The organism is Roseisalinus antarcticus, assembly GCF_900172355.1.
Lineage (GTDB): Bacteria > Pseudomonadota > Alphaproteobacteria > Rhodobacterales > Rhodobacteraceae > Oceanicola > Oceanicola antarcticus_A.
The window spans coordinates 1-5,513 of sequence record NZ_FWFZ01000074.1 but is presented as its reverse complement, the minus strand read 5'-3'; the positions used below and the strand labels follow the sequence as shown (position 1 = coordinate 5,513).

Sequence of the window (5,513 nt, the reverse complement as noted above, 5' to 3'; positions counted from 1 at the left end):
CGCAGGAAACACTGACGTTCTTACTGACGCAGAAGAAAACGTGCGTCAAAAATTACGTGCAGAAGGAGTGATGTAATGTCTAAAGGTAAAAAACGTTCTGGCGCTCGCCCTGGTCGTCCGCAGCCGTTGCGAGGTACTAAAGGCAAGCGTAAAGGCGCTCGTCTTTGGTATGTAGGTGGTCAACAATTTTAATTGCAGGGGCTTCGGCCCCTTACTTGAGGATAAATTATGTCTAATATTCAAACTGGCGCCGAGCGTATGCCGCATGACCTTTCCCATCTTGGCTTCCTTGCTGGTCAGATTGGTCGTCTTATTACCATTTCAACTACTCCGGTTATCGCTGGCGACTCCTTCGAGATGGACGCCGTTGGCGCTCTCCGTCTTTCTCCATTGCGTCGTGGCCTTGCTATTGACTCTACTGTAGACATTTTTACTTTTTATGTCCCTCATCGTCACGTTTATGGTGAACAGTGGATTAAGTTCATGAAGGATGGTGTTAATGCCACTCCTCTCCCGACTGTTAACACTACTGGTTATATTGACCATGCCGCTTTTCTTGGCACGATTAACCCTGATACCAATAAAATCCCTAAGCATTTGTTTCAGGGTTATTTGAATATCTATAACAACTATTTTAAAGCGCCGTGGATGCCTGACCGTACCGAGGCTAACCCTAATGAGCTTAATCAAGATGATGCTCGTTATGGTTTCCGTTGCTGCCATCTCAAAAACATTTGGACTGCTCCGCTTCCTCCTGAGACTGAGCTTTCTCGCCAAATGACGACTTCTACCACATCTATTGACATTATGGGTCTGCAAGCTGCTTATGCTAATTTGCATACTGACCAAGAACGTGATTACTTCATGCAGCGTTACCATGATGTTATTTCTTCATTTGGAGGTAAAACCTCTTATGACGCTGACAACCGTCCTTTACTTGTCATGCGCTCTAATCTCTGGGCATCTGGCTATGATGTTGATGGAACTGACCAAACGTCGTTAGGCCAGTTTTCTGGTCGTGTTCAACAGACCTATAAACATTCTGTGCCGCGTTTCTTTGTTCCTGAGCATGGCACTATGTTTACTCTTGCGCTTGTTCGTTTTCCGCCTACTGCGACTAAAGAGATTCAGTACCTTAACGCTAAAGGTGCTTTGACTTATACCGATATTGCTGGCGACCCTGTTTTGTATGGCAACTTGCCGCCGCGTGAAATTTCTATGAAGGATGTTTTCCGTTCTGGTGATTCGTCTAAGAAGTTTAAGATTGCTGAGGGTCAGTGGTATCGTTATGCGCCTTCGTATGTTTCTCCTGCTTATCACCTTCTTGAAGGCTTCCCATTCATTCAGGAACCGCCTTCTGGTGATTTGCAAGAACGCGTACTTATTCGCCACCATGATTATGACCAGTGTTTCCAGTCCGTTCAGTTGTTGCAGTGGAATAGTCAGGTTAAATTTAATGTGACCGTTTATCGCAATCTGCCGACCACTCGCGATTCAATCATGACTTCGTGATAAAAGATTGAGTGTGAGGTTATAACGCCGAAGCGGTAAAAATTTTAATTTTTGCCGCTGAGGGGTTGACCAAGCGAAGCGCGGTAGGTTTTCTGCTTAGGAGTTTAATCATGTTTCAGACTTTTATTTCTCGCCATAATTCAAACTTTTTTTCTGATAAGCTGGTTCTCACTTCTGTTACTCCAGCTTCTTCGGCACCTGTTTTACAGACACCTAAAGCTACATCGTCAACGTTATATTTTGATAGTTTGACGGTTAATGCTGGTAATGGTGGTTTTCTTCATTGCATTCAGATGGATACATCTGTCAACGCCGCTAATCAGGTTGTTTCTGTTGGTGCTGATATTGCTTTTGATGCCGACCCTAAATTTTTTGCCTGTTTGGTTCGCTTTGAGTCTTCTTCGGTTCCGACTACCCTCCCGACTGCCTATGATGTTTATCCTTTGGATGGTCGCCATGATGGTGGTTATTATACCGTCAAGGACTGTGTGACTATTGACGTCCTTCCCCGTACGCCGGGCAATAATGTTTATGTTGGTTTCATGGTTTGGTCTAACTTTACCGCTACTAAATGCCGCGGATTGGTTTCGCTGAATCAGGTTATTAAAGAGATTATTTGTCTCCAGCCACTTAAGTGAGGTGATTTATGTTTGGTGCTATTGCTGGCGGTATTGCTTCTGCTCTTGCTGGTGGCGCCATGTCTAAATTGTTTGGAGGCGGTCAAAAAGCCGCCTCCGGTGGCATTCAAGGTGATGTGCTTGCTACCGATAACAATACTGTAGGCATGGGTGATGCTGGTATTAAATCTGCCATTCAAGGCTCTAATGTTCCTAACCCTGATGAGGCCGTCCCTAGTTTTGTTTCTGGTGCTATGGCTAAAGCTGGTAAAGGACTTCTTGAAGGTACGTTGCAGGCTGGCACTTCTGCCGTTTCTGATAAGTTGCTTGATTTGGTTGGACTTGGTGGCAAGTCTGCCGCTGATAAAGGAAAGGATACTCGTGATTATCTTGCTGCTGCATTTCCTGAGCTTAATGCTTGGGAGCGTGCTGGTGCTGATGCTTCCTCTGCTGGTATGGTTGACGCCGGATTTGAGAATCAAAAAGAGCTTACTAAAATGCAACTGGACAATCAGAAAGAGATTGCCGAGATGCAAAATGAGACTCAAAAAGAGATTGCTGGCATTCAGTCGGCGACTTCACGCCAGAATACGAAAGACCAGGTATATGCACAAAATGAGATGCTTGCTTATCAACAGAAGGAGTCTACTGCTCGCGTTGCGTCTATTATGGAAAACACCAATCTTTCCAAGCAACAGCAGGTTTCCGAGATTATGCGCCAAATGCTTACTCAAGCTCAAACGGCTGGTCAGTATTTTACCAATGACCAAATCAAAGAAATGACTCGCAAGGTTAGTGCTGAGGTTGACTTAGTTCATCAGCAAACGCAGAATCAGCGGTATGGCTCTTCTCATATTGGCGCTACTGCAAAGGATATTTCTAATGTCGTCACTGATGCTGCTTCTGGTGTGGTTGATATTTTTCATGGTATTGATAAAGCTGTTGCCGATACTTGGAACAATTTCTGGAAAGACGGTAAAGCTGATGGTATTGGCTCTAATTTGTCTAGGAAATAACCGTCAGGATTGACACCCTCCCAATTGTATGTTTTCATGCCTCCAAATCTTGGAGGCTTTTTTATGGTTCGTTCTTATTACCCTTCTGAATGTCACGCTGATTATTTTGACTTTGAGCGTATCGAGGCTCTTAAACCTGCTATTGAGGCTTGTGGCATTTCTACTCTTTCTCAATCCCCAATGCTTGGCTTCCATAAGCAGATGGATAACCGCATCAAGCTCTTGGAAGAGATTCTGTCTTTTCGTATGCAGGGCGTTGAGTTCGATAATGGTGATATGTATGTTGACGGCCATAAGGCTGCTTCTGACGTTCGTGATGAGTTTGTATCTGTTACTGAGAAGTTAATGGATGAATTGGCACAATGCTACAATGTGCTCCCCCAACTTGATATTAATAACACTATAGACCACCGCCCCGAAGGGGACGAAAAATGGTTTTTAGAGAACGAGAAGACGGTTACGCAGTTTTGCCGCAAGCTGGCTGCTGAACGCCCTCTTAAGGATATTCGCGATGAGTATAATTACCCCAAAAAGAAAGGTATTAAGGATGAGTGTTCAAGATTGCTGGAGGCCTCCACTATGAAATCGCGTAGAGGCTTTGCTATTCAGCGTTTGATGAATGCAATGCGACAGGCTCATGCTGATGGTTGGTTTATCGTTTTTGACACTCTCACGTTGGCTGACGACCGATTAGAGGCGTTTTATGATAATCCCAATGCTTTGCGTGACTATTTTCGTGATATTGGTCGTATGGTTCTTGCTGCCGAGGGTCGCAAGGCTAATGATTCACACGCCGACTGCTATCAGTATTTTTGTGTGCCTGAGTATGGTACAGCTAATGGCCGTCTTCATTTCCATGCGGTGCACTTTATGCGGACACTTCCTACAGGTAGCGTTGACCCTAATTTTGGTCGTCGGGTACGCAATCGCCGCCAGTTAAATAGCTTGCAAAATACGTGGCCTTATGGTTACAGTATGCCCATCGCAGTTCGCTACACGCAGGACGCTTTTTCACGTTCTGGTTGGTTGTGGCCTGTTGATGCTAAAGGTGAGCCGCTTAAAGCTACCAGTTATATGGCTGTTGGTTTCTATGTGGCTAAATACGTTAACAAAAAGTCAGATATGGACCTTGCTGCTAAAGGTCTAGGAGCTAAAGAATGGAACAACTCACTAAAAACCAAGCTGTCGCTACTTCCCAAGAAGCTGTTCAGAATCAGAATGAGCCGCAACTTCGGGATGAAAATGCTCACAATGACAAATCTGTCCACGGAGTGCTTAATCCAACTTACCAAGCTGGGTTACGACGCGACGCCGTTCAACCAGATATTGAAGCAGAACGCAAAAAGAGAGATGAGATTGAGGCTGGGAAAAGTTACTGTAGCCGACGTTTTGGCGGCGCAACCTGTGACGACAAATCTGCTCAAATTTATGCGCGCTTCGATAAAAATGATTGGCGTATCCAACCTGCAGAGTTTTATCGCTTCCATGACGCAGAAGTTAACACTTTCGGATATTTCTGATGAGTCGAAAAATTATCTTGATAAAGCAGGAATTACTACTGCTTGTTTACGAATTAAATCGAAGTGGACTGCTGGCGGAAAATGAGAAAATTCGACCTATCCTTGCGCAGCTCGAGAAGCTCTTACTTTGCGACCTTTCGCCATCAACTAACGATTCTGTCAAAAACTGACGCGTTGGATGAGGAGAAGTGGCTTAATATGCTTGGCACGTTCGTCAAGGACTGGTTTAGATATGAGTCACATTTTGTTCATGGTAGAGATTCTCTTGTTGACATTTTAAAAGAGCGTGGATTACTATCTGAGTCCGATGCTGTTCAACCACTAATAGGTAAGAAATCATGAGTCAAGTTACTGAACAATCCGTACGTTTCCAGACCGCTTTGGCCTCTATTAAGCTCATTCAGGCTTCTGCCGTTTTGGATTTAACCGAAGATGATTTCGATTTTCTGACGAGTAACAAAGTTTGGATTGCTACTGACCGCTCTCGTGCTCGTCGCTGCGTTGAGGCTTGCGTTTATGGTACGCTGGACTTTGTAGGATACCCTCGCTTTCCTGCTCCTGTTGAGTTTATTGCTGCCGTCATTGCTTATTATGTTCATCCCGTCAACATTCAAACGGCCTGTCTCATCATGGAAGGCGCTGAATTTACGGAAAACATTATTAATGGCGTCGAGCGTCCGGTTAAAGCCGCTGAATTGTTCGCGTTTACCTTGCGTGTACGCGCAGGAAACACTGACGTTCTTACTGACGCAGAAGAAAACGTGCGTCAAAAATTACGTGCAGAAGGAGTGATGTAATGTCTAAAGGTAAAAAACGTTCTGGCGCTCGCCCTGGTCGTCCGCAGCCGT

The 5,513-nt window shown here is 44.8% G+C and carries 8 protein-coding genes; all 8 read left to right on the top strand.

Annotation, left to right across the window (positions count from 1 at the left end; translation table 11 throughout):
* The first annotated feature begins 75 nt into the window (after positions 1 to 75).
* The 8 genes from ROA7023_RS25950 to ROA7023_RS25915 all read left to right on the top strand — a co-directional run bounded on the left by ROA7023_RS25950 (position 76) and on the right by ROA7023_RS25915 (position 5,462).
* A complete protein-coding gene (locus ROA7023_RS25950) occupies positions 76 to 192 on the top strand; it encodes a phage DNA packaging protein J (protein ID WP_000033471.1) in 117 nt (38 codons plus the stop codon).
* A 36-nt stretch (positions 193 to 228) separates the two neighbouring features.
* Positions 229 to 1,512, top strand: coding sequence for a major capsid protein (locus ROA7023_RS25945; protein ID WP_000065572.1), 1,284 nt, complete (start codon positions 229 to 231; stop codon positions 1,510 to 1,512).
* Positions 1,513 to 1,622: 110 nt separating this feature from the next.
* Complete coding sequence (locus tag ROA7023_RS25940) at positions 1,623 to 2,150, top strand: hypothetical protein (protein WP_000487867.1); 528 nt, start codon at positions 1,623 to 1,625, stop codon at positions 2,148 to 2,150.
* A gap of 8 nt (positions 2,151 to 2,158) precedes the next feature.
* Complete coding sequence (locus ROA7023_RS25935; protein WP_000466547.1) at positions 2,159 to 3,145, top strand: Minor spike protein; 987 nt, start codon at positions 2,159 to 2,161, stop codon at positions 3,143 to 3,145.
* A gap of 63 nt (positions 3,146 to 3,208) precedes the next feature.
* Positions 3,209 to 4,750 carry a replication endonuclease gene (locus ROA7023_RS25930; RefSeq protein WP_000252566.1) on the top strand — a complete coding sequence of 514 codons (1,542 nt, stop codon included), beginning with the start codon at positions 3,209 to 3,211 and terminating at the stop codon, positions 4,748 to 4,750.
* Entirely contained in the window at positions 4,683 to 4,835 is a 153-nt protein-coding gene (locus ROA7023_RS25925) for a hypothetical protein (RefSeq protein WP_435988044.1), read from the top strand. The genes ROA7023_RS25930 and ROA7023_RS25925 overlap by 68 nt, the downstream gene beginning before the upstream one ends.
* Entirely contained in the window at positions 4,768 to 5,007 is a 240-nt protein-coding gene (locus ROA7023_RS25920) for a phage DNA packaging protein C (RefSeq protein ID WP_016670801.1), read from the top strand. Before ROA7023_RS25925 ends, ROA7023_RS25920 begins: the two co-directional genes overlap by 68 nt.
* Positions 5,004 to 5,462 (top strand): scaffolding protein D, encoded by a 459-nt coding sequence (locus tag ROA7023_RS25915; RefSeq protein WP_000084700.1) that lies wholly within the window; start codon positions 5,004 to 5,006, stop codon positions 5,460 to 5,462. Before ROA7023_RS25920 ends, ROA7023_RS25915 begins: the two co-directional genes overlap by 4 nt.
* Positions 5,463 to 5,513: the final 51 nt, after the last annotated feature.